The organism is Roseivivax sp. CAU 1761, assembly GCF_054482755.1.
Window position 1 is genome coordinate 1 of the sequence record NZ_JBTLRM010000022.1, and the last position, 17,127, is coordinate 17,127.

The 17,127-nt window shown below is 72.8% G+C and carries 18 protein-coding genes, 1 pseudogene and 1 riboswitch; of the genes and pseudogenes, 11 read left to right on the top strand and 8 right to left on the bottom strand.

Going from position 1 to position 17,127, the window contains the following annotated elements; genetic code table 11:
• From ACXYMW_RS13485 to ACXYMW_RS13525, 9 genes and pseudogenes are all read left to right on the top strand, one after another.
• Window positions 1-534, top strand: a pseudogene (locus ACXYMW_RS13485) (DNA polymerase III subunit gamma/tau); the annotation flags it as partial.
• A 70-nt stretch (window positions 535-604) separates the two neighbouring features.
• Window positions 605-949: a YbaB/EbfC family nucleoid-associated protein gene (locus ACXYMW_RS13490; RefSeq protein ID WP_459035848.1), complete on the top strand. Its 345-nt coding sequence runs from the start codon at window positions 605-607 to the stop codon at window positions 947-949.
• 21 nt (window positions 950-970) lie between these two features.
• Window positions 971-1,564, top strand: coding sequence for a recombination mediator RecR (gene recR, locus ACXYMW_RS13495; RefSeq protein WP_459035849.1), 594 nt, complete (start codon window positions 971-973; stop codon window positions 1,562-1,564).
• Between the two features lie 139 nt (window positions 1,565-1,703).
• Window positions 1,704-1,807: riboswitch (TPP riboswitch) on the top strand.
• A 60-nt stretch (window positions 1,808-1,867) separates the two neighbouring features.
• A complete protein-coding gene (gene thiD, locus ACXYMW_RS13500; protein WP_459035850.1) occupies window positions 1,868-2,671 on the top strand; it encodes a bifunctional hydroxymethylpyrimidine kinase/phosphomethylpyrimidine kinase in 804 nt (267 codons plus the stop codon).
• Window positions 2,668-3,660 carry an FAD-dependent oxidoreductase gene (locus tag ACXYMW_RS13505; protein ID WP_459035851.1) on the top strand — a complete coding sequence of 331 codons (993 nt, stop codon included), beginning with the start codon at window positions 2,668-2,670 and terminating at the stop codon, window positions 3,658-3,660. The genes thiD and ACXYMW_RS13505 overlap by 4 nt, the downstream gene beginning before the upstream one ends.
• Complete coding sequence (gene thiS / locus ACXYMW_RS13510) at window positions 3,641-3,838, top strand: sulfur carrier protein ThiS (protein WP_459035852.1); 198 nt, start codon at window positions 3,641-3,643, stop codon at window positions 3,836-3,838. The genes ACXYMW_RS13505 and thiS overlap by 20 nt, the downstream gene beginning before the upstream one ends.
• Window positions 3,839-3,842: 4 nt before the next feature.
• On the top strand, window positions 3,843-4,622 hold the full coding sequence (locus tag ACXYMW_RS13515; RefSeq protein ID WP_459035853.1) for a thiazole synthase: 780 nt from the start codon (window positions 3,843-3,845) through the stop codon (window positions 4,620-4,622).
• Window positions 4,619-5,215, top strand: a complete 597-nt coding sequence (locus ACXYMW_RS13520; protein ID WP_459035854.1) for a thiamine phosphate synthase — start codon at window positions 4,619-4,621, stop codon at window positions 5,213-5,215. Before ACXYMW_RS13515 ends, ACXYMW_RS13520 begins: the two co-directional genes overlap by 4 nt.
• A complete protein-coding gene (locus tag ACXYMW_RS13525) occupies window positions 5,212-6,177 on the top strand; it encodes a HesA/MoeB/ThiF family protein (RefSeq protein WP_459035855.1) in 966 nt (321 codons plus the stop codon). The genes ACXYMW_RS13520 and ACXYMW_RS13525 overlap by 4 nt, the downstream gene beginning before the upstream one ends.
• A 104-nt stretch (window positions 6,178-6,281) precedes the next feature.
• On the opposite strand, the gene rpmB is transcribed toward ACXYMW_RS13525, so the two are convergent.
• The 7 genes from rpmB to ACXYMW_RS13560 form a co-directional block, all read right to left on the bottom strand.
• Entirely contained in the window at window positions 6,282-6,581 is a 300-nt protein-coding gene (gene rpmB / locus ACXYMW_RS13530; RefSeq protein WP_459035856.1) for a 50S ribosomal protein L28, read from the bottom strand.
• Between the two features lie 94 nt (window positions 6,582-6,675).
• Complete coding sequence (locus tag ACXYMW_RS13535; protein ID WP_459035857.1) at window positions 6,676-7,491, bottom strand: alpha/beta hydrolase; 816 nt, start codon at window positions 7,489-7,491, stop codon at window positions 6,676-6,678.
• A 3-nt stretch (window positions 7,492-7,494) separates the two neighbouring features.
• Complete coding sequence (gene meaB, locus ACXYMW_RS13540) at window positions 7,495-8,478, bottom strand: methylmalonyl Co-A mutase-associated GTPase MeaB (RefSeq protein WP_459035858.1); 984 nt, start codon at window positions 8,476-8,478, stop codon at window positions 7,495-7,497.
• 78 nt (window positions 8,479-8,556) lie between these two features.
• Window positions 8,557-10,104 carry a response regulator gene (locus ACXYMW_RS13545; RefSeq protein ID WP_459035859.1) on the bottom strand — a complete coding sequence of 516 codons (1,548 nt, stop codon included), beginning with the start codon at window positions 10,102-10,104 and terminating at the stop codon, window positions 8,557-8,559.
• Complete coding sequence (locus tag ACXYMW_RS13550; protein WP_459035860.1) at window positions 10,097-10,456, bottom strand: Hpt domain-containing protein; 360 nt, start codon at window positions 10,454-10,456, stop codon at window positions 10,097-10,099. Before ACXYMW_RS13550 ends, ACXYMW_RS13545 begins: the two co-directional genes overlap by 8 nt.
• Window positions 10,453-13,293, bottom strand: a complete 2,841-nt coding sequence (locus tag ACXYMW_RS13555; RefSeq protein WP_459035861.1) for a response regulator — start codon at window positions 13,291-13,293, stop codon at window positions 10,453-10,455. Before ACXYMW_RS13555 ends, ACXYMW_RS13550 begins: the two co-directional genes overlap by 4 nt.
• Window positions 13,293-14,051 carry a substrate-binding periplasmic protein gene (locus tag ACXYMW_RS13560; RefSeq protein ID WP_459035862.1) on the bottom strand — a complete coding sequence of 253 codons (759 nt, stop codon included), beginning with the start codon at window positions 14,049-14,051 and terminating at the stop codon, window positions 13,293-13,295. Before ACXYMW_RS13560 ends, ACXYMW_RS13555 begins: the two co-directional genes overlap by 1 nt.
• A gap of 197 nt (window positions 14,052-14,248) precedes the next feature.
• Here ACXYMW_RS13560 and ACXYMW_RS13565 point away from each other — a divergent pair, with 197 nt between their 5' ends.
• On the top strand, window positions 14,249-15,760 hold the full coding sequence (locus tag ACXYMW_RS13565) for a response regulator (RefSeq protein WP_459035863.1): 1,512 nt from the start codon (window positions 14,249-14,251) through the stop codon (window positions 15,758-15,760).
• Between the two features lie 76 nt (window positions 15,761-15,836).
• Here the strand turns inward: ACXYMW_RS13565 and hisA are convergent, their stop codons facing one another.
• Window positions 15,837-16,553, bottom strand: coding sequence for a 1-(5-phosphoribosyl)-5-[(5-phosphoribosylamino)methylideneamino]imidazole-4-carboxamide isomerase (hisA, locus tag ACXYMW_RS13570; RefSeq protein WP_459035864.1), 717 nt, complete (start codon window positions 16,551-16,553; stop codon window positions 15,837-15,839).
• A 132-nt stretch (window positions 16,554-16,685) separates the two neighbouring features.
• Between hisA and ACXYMW_RS13575 the strand changes: the two genes are divergently transcribed.
• Window positions 16,686-17,072, top strand: a complete 387-nt coding sequence (locus tag ACXYMW_RS13575) for a DUF2147 domain-containing protein (RefSeq protein WP_459035865.1) — start codon at window positions 16,686-16,688, stop codon at window positions 17,070-17,072.
• The last annotated feature ends 55 nt before the right edge of the window (window positions 17,073-17,127 follow it).

The window sequence follows — 17,127 nt, forward strand, 5'->3', positions numbered from 1 at the left end:
GCCCATGCCGGCTCCGGCGCCGCGGTCTCGGGCGGCGCCACCGGCCCGGCGGGGCCGCGCGGCGGGCCGGTCCGCGCCGTCGCCACCGACCAGGCGCTGGCGCGCTACCCGACCTTCGAGCACGTGCTCGACCTGATCCGCGCCAACCGCGACGTGAAGCTTCTGGTCGATGTCGAGGGCGGCGTGCGGCTCGCCGCCTACCAGCCCGGCCGCATCGAGTTCACCCCGGCCGAGAGCGCGCCCTCGGACCTGGCGCAGCGCCTCGGCGCCGCGCTCGGGCGCTGGACCGGCAACCGCTGGGCGGTCAGCCTGGTCAATGGCTGCACCGCGCCCACCATCCTCGAGACCCGCGACGCGGCGCGGCTCGAGCGCGAGGCCGAGGCCGCCGCCCACCCGCTGGTCCAGGCCGCGCTCGACGCCTTTCCGAAGGCCCGCATCGCCGCCATCCGCAGCGCCGAGGAGCTGGCCCAGGAGGTCGAGGAGGAGGCGCTGCCCGAGGTCGAGGACGAATGGGACCCCTTCGAGGAGCAGTGATCCCGGTCGCGCCCTTGTGACCCCGCCCCCGCGCACGTATCTCAGGCAGGCAAAGCGACAGGAGACCACCATGTTCAAAGGTCTGGGCAATCTCGGCGACATGGCCGGGATGATGAAGAAGGCGCAGGAGATGCAGACCCGCATGGCGGCCCTGCAGGAGGACCTGCACACGATGACGGTGACCGGCGAATCCGGCGCCGGGCTGGTCAAGGCGGTGGCCTCGGCCAAGGGCGAGCTGAAATCGCTCGACATCGATCCGTCGATCTTCAACGGCGACGACAAGGAAGTGGTCGAGGACCTGATCCTCGCCGCCATCAAGGATGCGCAGACCAAGGCCTCCGACCGGGCCCAGGACGAGATGCGCAAGCTCACCGAGAGCCTCGGCCTGCCGGCCGACATGAAGATGCCGTTCTGACCGGACGGCGGCGGGACCGGCATGGCGGCTGACGGCGACATCGAGACGCTGATCGACCTGATGGCGCGGCTGCCCGGGCTCGGGCCGCGCTCGGCCCGCCGCGCCGTGCTGCACCTGGTGCGCAAGCGCGGCCCGCTGCTGACCCCGCTTTCCGAGGCCATGACCAAGGTCGCGGCGACCGCCCGCGAATGCCTCAATTGCGGCAATGTCGCGACCGCCGACATCTGCCCGATCTGCGCCGACGACCGGCGCGCCAACGGGCTGCTCTGCGTCGTCGAGGACGTCGCCGATCTCTGGGCGCTGGAGCGGTCCGGGACCTTCCGCGGCCGCTACCACGTTCTGGGCGGCACGCTCTCGGCACTCGACCATGTCGGCCCCGAGGAACTGCGCATCCCGCGCCTGCTCGACCGCATCGAGGCCGAGGCGATCGGCGAGGTGATCCTCGCCCTCAACGCCACCGTCGACGGCCAGACCACCGCGCATTACATCGCCGACCGGCTCGAGGGCCGGGTGGCCTTGTCCTCGCTGGCCCAGGGCGTGCCGATCGGCGGCGAGCTCGACTATCTCGACGACGGCACGCTCACCGCGGCTCTGGCCGCGCGCAAGCGGCTCTGATCCGATCCGCCGCCGCGGACTGCCCCCTCCGAACCGTCCCCGATAACGTCGCCGCCCGTCCGGCGCGCGGCCTTCCGCGCAGCCCGCGTGCCGCGGCCGGGCCGCCCTTGCGCCGCGGCGTCAGGCGGTCTACCCCTTGGCACATCCGTTGGGGTGCCCCGTCGCCGGGGCTGAGAGGCACAGCGCTAACCCATCGAACCTGATCCGGGCAATGCCGGCGGAGGGAACGGAGCACGACCCTGGCGCGGGAGGACCCGCGCGCGCTCCCCCAAACGGCTTGCCCAGAAGTTTCGGAGCGCAGCCATGGGCAGGATTTCCACGCTTCTCGTCATCGCCGGGTCCGACAGCGGCGGCGGCGCCGGCATCCAGGCCGATCTCAAGACCGCCTCGGCCCGCGGCGTCTATGCCGCCACCGCGATCACCGCGATCACCGCCCAGAACACCCGCGGCGTGCGCCGCGCCGTGCCGCTGGCCCCCGACCTGGTGGCGGCGCAGATCGAAGCGGTGCGCGAGGATATCCGCATCGACGCGGTGAAGATCGGCATGCTGGCCGATGCCGATATCATAGCGGCGGTGGCGCGGGCGCTCGACGGCTTCGACGGGCCGGTGGTGCTCGACCCGGTGATGGTGGCGACCTCGGGCGACGCGCTGCTCGCGCCGGAGGCTGTGGCCGCGCTCCGCGACGCGTTGCTGCCGCGCGCCGACCTCGTGACCCCGAACCTCGCCGAGGCCGCCGCCCTGCTCGGCACCGGCCTCGCCGCCGATCCCGACGCGGCGGCGCAGCAGGGCGCGGCGCTCCGGGACTGCGGGGCCCGCGCTGTGCTGGTCAAGGGCGGGCACGGCACCGGGCCGGTCTGCACCGACATGCTGGTCCACCCGGGCGGCGTCACCCGCTACGAGCATCCGCGCATCGCCACGAAGCACACCCACGGCACCGGCTGTTCGCTGTCCTCGGCCATCGCCGCGGACCTGGCCTTGGGCCGCGATCTCGGAACCGCGGTGGCGGCGGCACGCGCCTGGCTGCAGGACGCCATCGCCGGGGCCGACCGGCTGGGCGTCGGCGGCGGACACGGCCCGGTGCACCATTTCCACGCCATCTGGCCGTGACCGCCCCGCTCACCATCCTGGGCGCGGGCGTGGCCGGGCTCGCGGTGGCGGCGGAGCTGGCCGCCCGCGGCGCGCGCCCGCATGTCGTCGACCCGGCCGGCACGCCGGGGCCGCATGGCTGCTCGTGGTGGGCCGGCGGCATGCTGGCGCCCGATTGCGAGGCCGAGACCGCGCCCGAACCGGTCGCCCGTCTGGGCCGCGGCGCCGCCGAGTGGTGGCAGGCGATGGGCGCCGAGGTGGTCCGCGCCGGCACGCTGGTGGTGGCGCTGGGACGCGACCGCGCGGCGCTCGACCGCTTTGCCCGCCGCACTGCGGGCCATGTCGCGCTCGACCGGGCCGGGCTGGCGCGGCTCGAGCCGCAGCTGGCGGAGCGCTTCGACCGCGCGCTGCACTTTCCGGACGAGGCCCATCTCGACCCGCGCCGGGCGCTCTCGGCCCTGCGGACGCGACTCGCCGCCCGCGGCATCGAAGTGGTGCCCGAGGCGCCCGCGGCCCCCGCCGCCGGGCGGCTGATCGATTGCCGCGGCCTCGCCGCCGCCGATCGGCTTCCGGGCCTGCGCGGGGTGCGCGGCGAGATGGCGCTTCTCGACGCCCCCGAGATGCGGCTGGGCCGGCCGGTGCGGCTGCTGCATCCGCGCCACCCGCTCTACGTCGTGCCGCGCGGCGAAGGGCGCTACATGATCGGCGCCACCCAGGTCGAGACCGCCGATGCCGGGCCGGTGCGGCTGCGCGGCGCCGCCGAGCTCTTCGCCGCGGCGCACGCGCTCGACCCGGCCTTCGCCGAGGCCCGGGTGCTGGAACTGGGCGCCGGCGCCCGCCCGGCCTTTCCCGACAACCTGCCGCGGGTGCTGGAGCGCGGCGGGCGGCTCCACGTCAACGGCCTGTTCCGCCACGGCTTCCTGATGGCGCCGGCGCTGGCGCGGCAGGCCGCCGATCTCGTCTTCGATGCCCCGATCCCGGAGGAATGCCATGAAGATCTTCGTCAATGACGCCCCGCACGAGGTCGCCGCGACCCGGCTCGACGCCGCGCTGGGGGAGCTCGGCTATGCCGAGGCGGTGGTGGCCACCGCGGTGAACGGCGAATTCGTCCCCGCCGCGGCGCGGCCCGGCCACGCGCTCGCGCCCGGCGACCGGGTGGAGATCGTGGCGCCGCGGCAGGGCGGCTGAGACGATGCGCCCCGGACCCGTGCTCTACGGCACCCCGCTCGCCTCGCCGCTGCTCCTCGGCACGGCGCGCTACCCCTCGCCCGAGGTCATGGCCGAGGCGTTCCGCCGCTCCGGCGCCGCGGTCGCCACCGTGTCGCTCCGGCGCGAGGCCCCGGGCGGCGCCGGCGACGCCTTCTGGGCCCTGATCCGCGAGCTCGGGGTCCGCGTCCTGCCCAACACCGCCGGCTGCCATTCGGTGCGCGAGGCGGTGACCACGGCGCAGATGGCGCGCGAGATCTTCGCCACCGACTGGATCAAGCTCGAGGTGATCGGCGATGCCGACACCCTGCAGCCCGACCCGTTCGGCCTGCTCGAGGCGGCGCGCATCCTCGCCGCCGAGGGCTTCAAGGTGCTGCCCTACACCACCGAGGACGGCGTGCTGGCGGGACGGCTCCTCGAGGCCGGCTGCGAGGTGCTGATGCCTTGGGGCGCGCCGATCGGCACCGGCCGCGGGCTCAACAACCCCTACGGGCTGCGCACCCTGCGCGCCCAGTTCCCCGAGGTGCCGATGATCGTCGATGCCGGGCTCGGCCTGCCGAGCCACGCCGCGCAGGCCATGGAGATGGGCTTCGACGCGGTGCTCCTGAACACCGCGGTGGCCGAGGCCGGCGATCCCCCCGCCATGGCGCTGGCCTTTGCCCGCGCGATCGAGGCCGGGCGTCTGGCCCGCGCCGCCGACCCGATGGAGATGCGCGACACCGCGGCGCCGTCCTCGCCGCTTCTCGGACTGGCGGGGCTGGCATGATCCCCGACCGCTTCTACCCGATCTTCGACCATCCCGACTGGCTGCCGCGCGCCCTGCCCCGCGGCGTGCGCTTCGTGCAGATGCGGATCAAGGACCGCGCCCCGGAGGAGGTCCGGCGCCTGCTGGCCCGCGCCCGCGATCTCTGCGCCGCCGCCGGCGCCACGCTGGTGGTCAACGATCACTGGCAGGCGGCGCTCGATCTCGGCTGCGGCTGGGTGCATCTGGGCCAGGAGGATCTCGACACCGCCGACACCGCGACGCTGCGCCGCGCCGGCATCCGGCTCGGCATCTCGACCCACGACGCGGCCGAGCTCGACCGCGCACTGGCCCTCGACCCGGCCTATGTGGCGCTGGGGCCGGTCTGGCCGACGATCCTCAAGCAGATGCGCTGGGACGCGCAGGGGCTCGACCGGGTGGCGGAGTGGAAGGCGAGGATCGGCGCCCGCCCGCTGGTGGCGATCGGCGGGCTCAGCCTGGCGCGGGCGCCGGGTGCCTTCGCCGCCGGCGCCGATTGCGTCTCGGTGGTCACCGACATCACGCTGAACCCCGACCCCGAGGCCCGGATCGCGGCATGGGTGGAGGCGACGCGGTGAGCCGCTACGCCCGCCAGGTCGCGGTGCCGGGCTTCGGCGCCGCGGGCCAGGCCCGTCTCGCCGGCGCCCGGGCGCTGGTGGTCGGCGCGGGTGGGCTCGCCGCGCCGCTGCTCCAGCAGCTCGCCGGCGCCGGGATCGGGCATCTGCGGCTGGTCGATCCCGACCGCGTGGAGACGGGCAACCTGCACCGCCAGACGCTGTTCCGGATGGCGGATCTGGGCCGCCCCAAGGTCGCCGCCGCCGCCGCCGCGCTGGCCGGCCTCAACCCCGAGACCCTTGTGGAGCCCGTCGCGGCGGCGCTCCGGCCCGGCAATGCCGCCGATCTGGCCCGCGACGCCGACCTGGTGATCGACTGCGCCGACAGCTTCGCCGCCTCCTACATCCTCTCCGATCTCTGCCACGCCACCGCGCGGCCGCTGGTCAGCGCCTCGGCCACCGGGGTGGCGGGCTATGCCGGGGCGTTCTGCGGCGGCGCGCCGTCGCTGCGCGCGGTGTTTCCCGACCTGCCCGCCCGCGCCGGCAGCTGCGCCGAGGAGGGCGTGCTGGGGCCGGTGGTCGGGGTGATCGGCAGCCTGCAGGCGCAGATGGCGCTGGCGCTGGCGGCGGGGCTTTCCCCCTCGCCGCTGGGGCGGCTGGTGACCTGGGACGCGGCAGCGCTGCGCTGGGGCGGCTTCGCCTTCCACGCCGCGCCGGAACCGCCGGTCGCGCCGCGCTTCCTCGATGCGGACGCCGTGCGGCCCGGCGATTTCGTGGTCGATCTGCGCGCCCCGGAGGAGGGTCCGCTGGCGCTGCCGCAGGCCCGGCGCCTCGGCGTCGAGGCCTTCGGCCCCGGCGGGCCGCAGCCCGAACCGGGGCAGCGCGCGGTGCTCTGCTGCCGCTCCGGGCTCCGCGCCTGGCAGGCTTCACGCCGCCTCGCCGAGGTCTGGCCGGGCGAAATCGCGCTGCTGGCGCTCGGCCCCTGAGGCCGGGCGGCGCGCCCTGCCCCCGGAAACGCGAAAGCCGCGCCGACCCGGGGTCGCGCGCGGCTTCGTCTCGTGCTCGTCCGGCGCCCTCGGGCGCCCGGCGATCAGGCCTCGGCGGTGGCTGCGGCCTGTGCCTTGGCGATTTCCTTCTTCACCTTCAGCGCCGCGGCCGACAGCTCGGTGTCCTTCGCCTTGGCGAGGAACTTGTCGAGACCGCCGCGGTGGTCCACCGAGCGCAGCGCCGAGGCGGAGATGCGCAGCTTGACGCCGCGGCCCAGCGTCTCGGACTGCAGGGTGACGTCGTTCAGGTTGGGCAGGAAACGACGCTTGGTCTTGTTGTTGGCGTGGCTGACATTGTTGCCAACCATGGGCGCCTTGCCGGTCAGTTCGCAGACACGCGACATGGGTTGTTCCTCGTCTTCTCTCCGCGGGAAGCGCGACGGCCCCGCCAATGTCGAAAGGGCGCCCGCGGGCACCCGGAATCTCGGTTTCGCGTCATTAGGACCTCGCGGGCGCATCGTCAAGGCCCCGCGCGAGCTGGGCCGCGCGATCGCGGCAGCGCGCCGCGAGGGGCCGGCGACCGTGCCGTTCGGCCAGCGCGGCCAGCTCCTGCCAATAGGCCGGAACGCCGCCCCGCACCCGCCGGTGCAGCCGCACCAGCCGCCCCGGATCGAACTCCGGCGCGGTGAGGCAGCGCTGCAGCGCGCCGAACCGTCCGCCGGCCCTGAGCACCGCGCTGGCAGGGTGTCCGCCGCCCGCCAGCCGCGCCAGGGCAAGGCCGGGAAAGAGCGCGCGAATCGCCTGCGCATTGCGCAGATCGGCGCGCCGGAACGGATCGGCCAGGATGACGCCCTCGAGCGCCGGGCGGCCATGCCGGGCGAGGTCCCCCGCCACCGGATCGAAGCCTTCGGCATGGGCGTGGAAGCGGCGGTCCCAGGGCACGGTTTCGGGATGGATCGAGACCTGCGGCGAGACCAGCACCGCGCGGTCGAGCCGCAGCGCCGCGGCGAAGCGCAGGGCCGCGTAGCCGCCCATCGAGAACCCCATGGCGATCCGCCGCGGCTGCCCCGCGGCGCAGTCGGCCAGCGCCGCCGCGAAGGACGCGGTCTCGGCATTGACGTACCAGTCGTTGTCGCGGGCCTGGCAATGCAGATGCGCGAACCCGGCCTCGGTGAAGGTCCGCACCGGGCGCGGCGCGTCGAAGCCGCGCGGCAGGTCGAGCCGCTGGCGGAAGGTCACGAAGAGCCCGGCGCCCCCGCCCGGGAAAAGGTCGGCGCGCAGCAGGCGGCCCTCGAAGACCGGCAGCGCCCGCATCGCTCAGCCGCCGAGATAGGCTTCGAGCAGGCTCTCCGCCGCCGCCGCCGGGGTCATCTCGCCGGCCTCAACGCGGCCCGCGAGATCCGCCATTGCCCCCTTCACCGGCTCCCGCCGGAGCCGCGCCAGCAGCCCCTCGCGGACCTCGGCCTCGAACCAGTAGCGCGCCTGCTCGGCGCGGCGGCGCTGCCAGTGCCCGCTCTCGCGGCGCCACTCCGCCAGCGCCTGCATCTCGGACCAGGCGGCGTCGAGCCCGTGCGCCTCGGCGGCCGAGACGGTGAGCGCCTTGGGGAAGCCCTCCGGGTCCTGCGGCCGCTTGCGCAGCAGCCGCAGCGCGCCGGCGTAATCGGCGCAGGTCCGGGTGGCCTGCGCCTTCAGCTCGCCATCGGCCTTGTTGACGAGGATCAGGTCGGCCATCTCCATGATGCCGCGCTTGACCCCCTGCAGCTCGTCGCCGCCGGCCGGGGCCAGAAGCAGCACGAAGAGGTCGGTCATCTCGGCCACCACGGTCTCGGACTGCCCGACCCCCACCGTCTCGACCAGCACCGCATCGAAGCCCGCCGCCTCGAGCAGGCCGATGGCCTCGCGGGTGCGGCGCGCCACGCCGCCCAGATGGCTCTGGCTGGGCGAGGGCCGGATGAAGGCATTGCGCTCGCGCGAGAGCCGCTCCATGCGGGTCTTGTCGCCGAGGATCGAGCCGCCCGAGCGCGCCGAGGACGGATCGACCGCCAGCACGCCGACCTTCATCCCGGCGCCGCAGAGCGCCATGCCGAAGGTCTCGATGAAGGTCGACTTGCCGACGCCCGGCGTGCCCGAGAGCCCCAGCCGCAGCGCCTCGCGGCCGTGATCTGCGGCGTTGAGGCGCTCCATCAGCTCGGTGGCGGCGCGGCGGTGATCGGCGCGGCCGCTCTCCACCAGGGTGATGCCCCGCGACAGCGCCCGCCGCTCGCCCGCCAGGATGCCCTGCGCCAGCGCCTCGATGTCCATGCCGCCTCCCTTGCTTGCCGCTGCCCGTTTCTGCCCCCCGCCCCCGGCCATGTCCAGCGCCCCCGGGACCGCCGTCCGTCAGCTGCGGGCCGGCGCGCGGAAGGAGCGCTTGATCACCAGATCCTCGTCGCGGATCTTCGGCTCCACCAGATACATGCCGACGAGGATGATGGCGAAGGCGGCCCAGGCCAGGGGGGTGAGTTCCTCGTCAAGCAGCAGCATGCCCCAGACCACCCCGGCGATGGTCATGGCATAGGCGCTCTGGCTGTAGAAGACCGGGCCGGCGGTGGCGATCAGGTGGAAGGCGAGCAGCAGCGAGGCGGCGCCGGCGACCCCCATCAGCACGACCAGCGCCTCGAGCCGTCCGAAGCCGGGGCCGAGCGGCATCAGGCTGCCGCTCGCCTGGGCCACCGGGAAGAGCAGCGCGGCCGAGATCGCCATCATCACGCCGACCGCGGCGAAGATGTCGACATGCTCCGGCCGCTTGCCGGCGAGGACCAGCGATTCCACCGCGAAGAAGAGCGGCAGCAGCATCGCGAAGACCAGCCACATTCCGTCGCCGCCGCCCCCCATATCGGCCTTCGTCAGCAGCACCATGGCGACGCCCACCAGCCCCACCAGCAGACCCAGGAGGCGCCGCGGCGCGGCCCGCTCCATGCGGAACAGCGCCGCGAAGGCGAAGGTCATGAAACCCTGCAGCGTGACGATCAGCGACAGCATTGAGGCCTCGACATGCGCCGTCGCCACGAAGGTCGTCATCCGTTGCAGGATGCCCGCGAGGAAGGCCCAGGCGAGAAAGAACAGCAGGTCGCGGCGGCCCAACCGCGGCAGCTTCCCGCGGTAGAGCGCGATGCCGAGGCACAGGGCCGCGGCGATGGCGTTGACCCAGACCGCGAGCCCGAGCGGCGTCGAGCCCAGCCCCGAGGCCATCCGCGACAGTGCCGGCGTCAGGCCCCAGACCAGCCCCACGGCGAGCACCAGGAAGGCGCCCTGGAGCGCGTGGACGGCGCGCCTGAGCTTGATCTCGCGCTCGTAGATCTCGGTCGACATGCCGCGGAACACCCCGGCCAGGTGGCCCAGCGGGTCGTCATGCGCGGCCAGCTCGTCGAGACCCAGATCGCCGGGCCGGAACTGCCCGCTCTCGAGCACCTCGGCGGCGCGGGTGAGGCGCCGGATGCGACCGAAATACTCGCGCTCCTGGTCGCGGTAGCGCTTCTTGGCGAGGCAGGCCTCGAGCCGGGCGCGCAGGATCACCGGGTCGAAGGCCTTGGGCAGGAAATCCTCCGCGCCGAGGCTGAGCGCGCGCACGACGCTGGCGGTCTCGTCGTCGAGATCGGAGATCACGATCACCGGGATGTCGCGCAGCGCGTCATCGGCCTTCAGCGCCGCCAGCACCGCGAAGCCGTCCATCTCGGGCATCACGATGTCGAGCAGCACCGCATCGAAAGGGGCCGCGCCCAGCATGGCCAGCGCCTCGGCCCCGTCGCCCGCCATCTCCGCGTCGTGGCCCAGCCGCTGCACCGCCATGCCCAGCTTGCGGCGGCTGAGCGAGTTGTCGTCGACGACCAGCAGCCGTGCCCGGAACCGCGCGCCGGCGTGCTCCGCCCCGGTGGCTTGCTCATTCATCCGCCACTATTCCGTTGAGCGCGCCGCGCACCACCGCCAGTTCGTGCGCGATCGCCGCGACCCGCGCGGGCCCGTCGGTCACCGGACCGGCGCGGCAATCGTGCTCCAGCCCCTCGCAGAGATCGCCGAGCGCCAGGGCGCCGAAATCGCGGCTGTTGGATTTCAGGCTGTGCGCCGCGATCCGCAGCGCATCGGTGTCGCCGCTTGCCGCCGCCGCCTGCATCTGCGCGACCAGGGCGGGGGTGGAGCTGTGGAACTCGTCCAGCAATTCGCGCAGGTCGTCGACATCGCCGCCGATCACCTCGAGAAGGCGCGCGATGGCGCCGCGGTCGATCATCGTGTCCTCGGTCACGGGCTGGTCCCTCCCTGCTCTCTGGCGCCGCGCCGGGCGGCCCGGTGCTGCCGCGCGGCCGCGATGCTGGCGGCCAGGGCCTCGACGTCGATCGGTTTGCTGAGGTAGTCGTCCATGCCGGAGTTCAGGTAGCTCTCGCGTTCCGAGCTCATGGCATTGGCGGTCAGGGCGACGATGTAGGGCCGGCGCGCCTCGCCCAGCGCCGCCTTGATGCCGCGGGTGGCGCTGATGCCGTCCATGTCGGGCATCTCGATGTCCATCAGCACGATGTGGAAATCCTCCGCCCGGCAGCTGTCGATGGCCTCCTGGCCGCTGCTCACCACCACCGGGGCGTGGCCCAGGGATTTCAGGATCTTGGCGCCGACCTTGCGGTTGATGGCGTTGTCGTCGACCAGCAGCACCCGCAGATCCTCGGCGTCGCCGGCCGGGCCGCTCGGCACCGCCGCAGCGGCCGGCTCCGGACCGAAGCTCTGCTCGGGCGCCAGCGCGCGGGCCAGGGCCGCCAGCAGCTGCCCCGATTTCGCGGGTTTCGACAGGATCGCCGCGTAATCCATCTCCGTGGCGCCGGCCCGGAACTCGCTGTCGAGCGGCGAGACCGAAGAGAACAGGATCATCGGCGGCGCCTCGGCGTCGAGGCGCTGGCGGACCGCGCGGGTGAACTCGAAGCCGTTCATCTCCGGCATCTTGAAATCCACCACGATGGCGTCGAAGCGGTCGCCCGACCGGATCAGGTCGAGCGCCTCCACCGGGCTCTCGCTGGCCAGCGGCGAGAGCTCCCAGCTGCGCATCTTGTCGCTCAGGATCAGGCGGTTGGTGCGGTTGTCGTCGACGATCAGCAGGCGCGCGCCGCGGATCGCCGCCAGCATGTCCCGGCTGTTCTGGCGGTCCGGCAGGTCGGCCACCTCGACCGGCAGGCTGAAGGTGAAGGTGGTGCCCTCGCCGGGGGTGCTCTCGACGCGGATCTCGCCGCTCATCAGCTCCACCAGGCGCTTGGTGATGACGAGGCCGAGCCCGGTGCCGCCGTAGCGCCGCGTCGTCGAGGCGTCGACCTGGCTGAAAGACTTGAACAGGCGGTCCATGCGGTCGGCCGGGATGCCGATGCCGGTGTCGCGGACCGAGAAGCGCACCAGCGTCGTCTCGCCCGGCCTGCGGCTGGCATCGGGGAAGCTCGTCGAGACGCCGAGCACGACCTCCCCGACCTCGGTGAACTTCACCGCGTTGTTCAACAGGTTCATCAGGATCTGCTTGAGCCGCACCGGGTCGCCGTAGAACGCCGCCGGCACGTCCGCCTCGATGCGGCAGGCCAGCTCGATGCCCTTCTCGGCGGCCTTGGCGGCGACCAGCTCGGCGGAGCTTTCGATGGTCTCGGTGAGGTCGAGCGGCACCCGTTCGAGTTCCAGCGCCCCGGCCTCGACCTTGGAGAAGTCGAGGATGTCGTTGATGATCGTCAGCAGCGTGTCCGCGGCGGTGGCGATGGTGTCGCTGAAATCGCGCTGCTCCTCGCTCAGCTCGGTGCCGTTGAGGAGCGTGCTCATGCCGATGATGCCGTTGAGCGGCGTGCGGATCTCGTGGCTCATGGTGGCGAGGAAGGCGCTCTTGGCCTCGTTGGCGGCCTCGGCGGCGTCCTTGGCGCGCTTCAGCTCGTCCGAGATGCGCTTGATCTCGGTGATGTCGGAATGCACCGCCACGGTGCCGCCCTGGTCGGTCCGGCGGTTGGAGATCTGCTGCCAGTGATCGCCCTCGAGCTCCTGGATGTAGGGCGCGCCGGCGGCCCGGTGGCGCAGGATCTGGCGTTCGATCCAGATCTCGGGATCGGACGCGGCATTGGGAAACCGCCCGGCCCGGGCGGCGCGCGCGGCGATCTCGGCAAACGGGGTGCCCGCGGAGAGTTCGGCGGCGCCGTCGCCCAGCATGATCTCCCGGTAGCGGCGGTTCGCGACCACCAGCCGGTCGTCGGGGTCGAACAGCGCGAAGCCCTCGGTGATGCTCTCGATGGCGTCGGTCAGCTGCCGGCGCGCCTCCTGCGCGGTGGCCTCCGCATCGGCCAGCTCCGCGGTGCGCGCCGCCACCCGCGCCTCGAGCTCGTCATTGGCGGCGCGCAGCTGCCGCTCGAAGGCCCTCTGGCGCTCCTGCATGTCGTTGAAGGCGCTGACCACGCGGCCGATCTCGTCGCCGCTGCGCCAGTCCACGCGCTTGCGCTCGCCGGATTCCTGCGCCCGCTGGATCGAGTCGAGCAGCAGCGCCAGCGGCCGGCCGATGATCCGCCGGTTGGCGGTCAGCATCGCGGTGACCACCGCCACCAGCAGGATGCCGGCCAGGAAGGCGACCAGGGCCATGCGGCCGCGGGCCAGATCGGTGAGCCGCGAATCCGTCACCGCAATGCGGAAGCGGCCGATCCTGACCTGCTCGTCCCCGGTGTCGTAGAGCACGTCGCGGGTGTCGGAGAATTCCGCCGATTCGAGCAGCGCGGGCTCGCCGATCGCGGCCACCAGCCGGTCGCGCTCGTCGTAGACCGCGGCGGCCACGATGTCGGGATCGGTGCCCAGCGCGGTCAGGATCAGCTTGATCTGCTGGTCGGCGACGTTCCACAGCGATTCCGCCACCACCGCACTCTGGATCTCGATCAGCTTGTCGAGCTTGACCTGCAGCTGCTCCTCGGCGGCGCGCCGGGCGTTCCACTCGAACATGCCGAAGACCACCAGGGTGGAGATCAGCACCAGCGGCACCACGTAGAGCAGGAACTTGCCCTGCACCGAGCGAGCGATGGCGCCCACGCCGTGCCGGAGCCCGGCGCTGCCCGGCAGGGAGGCGGTGCCGCTGCCGGAGAGCGGGGGCATCAGAATTCCTCGGCGAAGTAGCGTTCGACGACGGCATCAGCGTCGATCTGGGCCAGCCCCCCGTTGAAGCGGTCGCGCGAGGCGTGGCCCGCCTTGTCGTCGGTGAAGCAGAGATACAGCGTCTTGTCCTCGAGCGTCCGGGCGTTGAACCGGATCACCTCGCGGCTGGCCTCCAGGGTCGGTTCGGTGGCCAGCAAATAGGACAGGACCAGCTTGTCGATCACCGCCATGTCGATGCGCTGCCGCTCCAGCTTGCGCAGGTTGGTGACGTCGTCGGATGCGGGGATCGCCCGCACCCATCCGGTCCCGGCCTTTTCGTCGAACTCGTCGGTATTGGCGTAGCCCAGCACCGTGCCGACCTTCAGTTTCTGTTCGCCGATATCGTCGATGCTGCGCCATTCGACCGGGGCGTTGACGTTCTCGGCAAAGCCCAGGGGGCCGGTGCCGATCGGCTCGGACGCCACGAAGCCCTCGACGTGGCGGCAATGGTAGCCCGGGAAATAGGCCAGCGCCTGCGCGTCGTTCTTGGCCTCGGCGATGGCGCGCTTCCAGGGCAGGAAGCGGACCTCCATCTCCTGGCCGGCGGCGGCGAAGGCCTGGCGCACCACCTCGGTGGTGGCGCCGCCCTTCGGCAGGTGCGGCGAGGTGTAGGGCGGCCATTCGAGCGTGGTGACGAGGACGCGCTCGGCGACGCGTTCGGCCCCGGCGGGCTGCCCGGTCGCAAGACCCGACGCGGTCGCGAGGACGGAAATCAGCAACGCCCGAAACATCACGTGCTCCAAATATCCAAGCCTAAAATAACTTGTAGGTAGGCTAGCAAGAATGCGGCCCGGTTTCAATTGCCGCTGCGTAAACCGGCGCGCGGGCCGGGGTGGCGGCACCGGCATTCCGAATTTGCCGTTTGCGCAAATTCGCCCGCCCCGAATAAGCTGCCGGCCAGGGAGGGGCAGGACCAATGGCGGACGCATCCGGCGACGAACGCGCGTCGGCCCTGGTCGTCGACGACAGTCTGCTGAGCGCCAAGAAGCTGGCGATGACGGTGGCCGCGCTGGGCCACGACGTCGAGATCGCCGGCGACGGGACCGCGGCGCTGGCGCTGCTGCGCGCGCGCGCCTTCGACGTGGTCTTCCTCGACATCGTGATGCCCGAGATCGACGGCTTCGAGGTGCTGCGCCGGATCAAGGCGGACGCGGCGCTGCGCGACCTGCCGGTGATCGTGGTCTCCTCGCTCGACACCGAGACCGACAGCGTGGCCCGGGCGCTGGAGCTCGGCGCCGAGGATTTCCTGCCCAAGAGCTACGACCTGACGATCCTGCGGGCCCGGCTCGGCTCCACCCTGTCCCGCAAGCGCTACCGCGACCGCGAACGCGCCTATCTGCGCGACGTGGAGATCCTGACCCGGGCGGCGGAAATCATAGAGGCCGGCGACTTCCGGCCCTCCGACCTCGACATCGCGAGCGTCTCGGCGCGGCCCGACCAGCTCGGCCGCCTGTCCAAGGTGCTGGCGGGCCTGACCCGGGCCTTCTACGAGCGCGAGCGCCTGAACGACCTGCGCGCCCGCACGCTCTGGGGCACGATCATGGTCATGGTGGCGGGCATCCTGTTCGCCGTCGGACCCTCGCTGAGCCGGATGGCCGGGGATCTCGGGCTGCGGCCGCTCGAGCTTGCCGTATCGGCCAACCTGGTGGGGGCGGCAATCTGCCTGGGCGTGGGCATCGTCTATCGCGGCTGGCCCCGCCTGCGGTTTGCGCATCTGCGCTTCTTCCTGGCCTGGGCGGTGATCTACGGCTGCGCCTACAAGGTCTGGCTGGTCTACGTGGCCGAGCATGTGGCGGCGTCGATCATCGCGCTCATCGCCAGCTCGCGCGCCTTCATGGTCTTCGTGGCCTCGGCCCTGATCGCCCTCGAACGGCCGAGCGCCCGGCGGCTGCTCGGGCTCAGCATCGGTCTGGCGGCGGTCGCGCTGGTGCTGTTGCAGACCGGGTCGGCCGAGGGCAGCGCGGAGATGGTCTGGCTGCTCGCCGCCCTCGCGCTGCCGGCGCTGCTGACGCTGCACACGCTTCTGATGGCCTGGCGCCCCAAGGATCTCGACGAATACACGACCACGGCGCTGATGCTGGCGCTGGCCGCGACGCTGCTCGCGGGGGCCGGCAGCGCGCTCGGGGAATCGGTCCTGCCAGCCCGGATCGACCTCGCCAGTCTGACGATCATCCTGGCCTTCGCCCTGGCCACCGGCGTGTCGATCGCCCTGGCGCTGGAGATCGTCGCCCGCGCCGGCGCGGTCTTCGCCAGCCAGATGGCCTACGTGCAGACCCTCGCCGGGATCGCCTGGGGCATGATCCTGCTCGACGAGCAACTCCCGGCCCTGGCCTGGGGCGCGGTCATCCTCGTGGTTCTGGGCTTTCTGCTGGTCCAGCCGAAACAGGCCGGCGACGAGTTCTCGGTGTCGATCCCCCTCGACCGGTGACCCCGAGCTCCGCCCCGCCCCCGCGGGCGCGGCCGGCGCGCGGAGGACAGCCCGCCCCCGCCCGCCCGGTGCCGGCTCAGCCCAGCGCCGCCAGCGCCGCCCGCAGGTCGAGGGCGCCGTCGTAGAGGGCGCGGCCGGAAATCGCGCCGGCGATGGCGCCGGTGTCGCGCAGCGCCAGCAGATCGTCCAGCGAGGACACCCCGCCCGAGGCGATGACCGGGATCGAGACCGCCCGGGCCAGCGCCTCGGTGGCGGCGATGTTGGGCCCGCCCATGGCGCCGTCGCGGTCGATGTCGGTGTAGATGATCGCCGCCACGCCGGCATCCTCGAAGCTGCGGGCGAGCTCGGTGGCCTCGACCTCGGTCTCCTCGGCCCAGCCCTTGGTCGCCACCCGGCCCTTGCGCGCGTCGATGCCGACCGCGACCTGGCCCGGGAAGGCGCGCGCCGCCTCGCGCACGAGGTCGGGGTTCTCCACCGCCACGGTGCCGAGGATCACCCGGGCCAGCCCCTTGTCGAGCCAGGCCTCGATGGTGGCCATGTCGCGGATGCCACCGCCGAGCTGCGCAGGCACGTCGGTGCTGGCGAGGATCGCCTCGACCGCGGCGGCATTGACCGGCCGCCCGGCGAAGGCGCCGTTCAGGTCGACGAGGTGCAGCCATTGGCAGCCGGCCTCGACGAAGGCGCGCGCCTGGGCGGCGGGGTCGTCGTTGAAGGTGGTGGCCTTGTCCATGTCGCCGCGCAGCAGGCGCACGGCCTGGCCGTCCTTGAGGTCGATGGCGGGGTAGAGGATCATCGGGCGCACTCCTTCAGCTCGGCGTTCCTCTGCCATGCCCGCCGGCCCGGCGCAACGCGACCCAGCGTCAGACTTGCGCGGCGCCCGCGCCGGGCGCAGCCTGCCGCGGCAGACCAAGGGAGGAGACCCCGAATGAAGACCCTGAGCGCGATGCTGGCCGGGCTGACCCTGATGGCGGGAGCGGCGGTGGCCGACCCGGTGACGGGGATGTGGCAGACCGAACCCGATGACGGTGCCTACGCGCATATCGAGATGCTGCCCTGCGGCGACAACATCTGCGGCCGGATCGCCCGCAGCTTCAACGCCCAGGGCGAATTCACCTCGCCCAACCAGGGCGAATACATCGTCCGCAACATGGCGCCGCAGGGCGGCGGCACCTATGAGGGCCGGGTCTGGCGGCCCTCGAACGACAAGGTCTATCTCGGCAAGATGCAGCTGTCGGGCGACCGGCTGAAGCTTTCGGGCTGCGTCGCCGGCGGGCTGCTGTGCTCGAGCCAGACCTGGACGCGGCTGCGCTGAGACAGCGGACGAGGCGTGGCGCGGGGGCCCGGAGCCGCCGCGCCGATGCCCGGGT

Bases quoted from the DNA above. Each gene is read 5' to 3' on its own strand.
- ACXYMW_RS13490 (WP_459035848.1), top strand. From the start codon at position 605: ATGTTCAAAGGTCTGGGCAATCTCGGCGACATGGCCGGGATGATGAAG.
- ACXYMW_RS13555 (WP_459035861.1), bottom strand. From the start codon at position 13,293: ATGCCCCCGCTCTCCGGCAGCGGCACCGCCTCCCTGCCGGGCAGCGCC.
- ACXYMW_RS13575 (WP_459035865.1), top strand. From the start codon at position 16,686: ATGAAGACCCTGAGCGCGATGCTGGCCGGGCTGACCCTGATGGCGGGA.
- rpmB (WP_459035856.1), bottom strand. From the start codon at position 6,581: ATGTCGCGTGTCTGCGAACTGACCGGCAAGGCGCCCATGGTTGGCAAC.
- ACXYMW_RS13535 (WP_459035857.1), bottom strand. From the start codon at position 7,491: ATGCGGGCGCTGCCGGTCTTCGAGGGCCGCCTGCTGCGCGCCGACCTT.
- ACXYMW_RS13545 (WP_459035859.1), bottom strand. From the start codon at position 10,104: ATGAATGAGCAAGCCACCGGGGCGGAGCACGCCGGCGCGCGGTTCCGG.
- ACXYMW_RS13515 (WP_459035853.1), top strand. From the start codon at position 3,843: ATGCGCCCCGGACCCGTGCTCTACGGCACCCCGCTCGCCTCGCCGCTG.
- ACXYMW_RS13520 (WP_459035854.1), top strand. From the start codon at position 4,619: ATGATCCCCGACCGCTTCTACCCGATCTTCGACCATCCCGACTGGCTG.
- thiD (WP_459035850.1), top strand. From the start codon at position 1,868: ATGGGCAGGATTTCCACGCTTCTCGTCATCGCCGGGTCCGACAGCGGC.
- hisA (WP_459035864.1), bottom strand. From the start codon at position 16,553: ATGATCCTCTACCCCGCCATCGACCTCAAGGACGGCCAGGCCGTGCGC.
- meaB (WP_459035858.1), bottom strand. From the start codon at position 8,478: ATGGACATCGAGGCGCTGGCGCAGGGCATCCTGGCGGGCGAGCGGCGG.
- recR (WP_459035849.1), top strand. From the start codon at position 971: ATGGCGGCTGACGGCGACATCGAGACGCTGATCGACCTGATGGCGCGG.
- thiS (WP_459035852.1), top strand. From the start codon at position 3,641: ATGAAGATCTTCGTCAATGACGCCCCGCACGAGGTCGCCGCGACCCGG.
- ACXYMW_RS13565 (WP_459035863.1), top strand. From the start codon at position 14,249: ATGGCGGACGCATCCGGCGACGAACGCGCGTCGGCCCTGGTCGTCGAC.